Consider the following 872-nt stretch of genomic DNA (forward strand, 5'->3'; position numbering starts at 1 on the left):
TGTTTATCCGAGTCGATTTAAACGTAACCCTGCAGCGGTTGAATGTCATATGACAATGTCGTTGAAAAGCTTTTCTCCAGTCGCGATGAACATCAGCGCTGATACGGCATCAGAAAGAGATTTTTTACCTGAGCCCAAAACGATGAACAACAAATTGCTGTTAGCTGACGCAGGGTATCCTGATTTCCACTTCTTTCGAGAGCTTGAACAGCATGGCGGATTCTATATTGTCCGAGGTGCTAAGTCTCTGAACCCTATGATTATTGAGGCAAGGAACGGCAAGGGGCGACTGCTGCCTAAGCTAGAAGGGAAGAAGCTGAAAGACATTACTCGAGGTACCAACCGTTCGCAGGTCCTTGACCTAAAAGTCCGTCGAGGTAAACAAGAGTTTAGAGTCGTGCGACGATGGTTTGCTGAAGAAAAACGATTCTGCATTTGGATAACTAACTTACCTTCAGACACCTTTACTGCCGATGACATCATGGCGATCTACCGCTGTCGATGGCAGGTGGAACTGCTTTTTAAAGAGTTAAAGTCTCACACCAACTGGCAACGATTTGTCACCGCACAAAAGGCCATCGTTGATGGGCTCATCTGGGCCAGTTTACTTGCGCTGATCATTAGGCGTAGTATTGCGCTTCAGATAATGCCATCGGTCTCATTGTTTAAAGCGGCAAAAAATGTGGATGTCTGGCTGTTACCAATATTTGAATGTATCAGTCACGGCGCATGGTCAGAAATCAGCAATAAAATCGAATGGGCTACCAGTTATATATCAAGGAACGCTCAAAAGTCCGCGCAGAGGAAGTCTAAAGAAAACATTACGTTAGACGGAATTTACGCTGAGCTTAGTGCTTAAGGTTCTGTCTATG

1 protein-coding gene is annotated in these 872 nt (G+C 45.1%); it reads left to right on the top strand.

The features are described 5' to 3' along the window. Positions 1–859 (top strand): IS4 family transposase (locus AB4482_RS00765; protein WP_372133481.1); only part of this gene is annotated, 859 nt, incomplete at its 5' end. Positions 860–872: the final 13 nt, after the last annotated feature.

Source organism: Vibrio sp. 10N.222.55.C7 (assembly GCF_041473335.1).
Lineage (GTDB): Bacteria > Pseudomonadota > Gammaproteobacteria > Enterobacterales > Vibrionaceae > Vibrio > Vibrio crassostreae_C.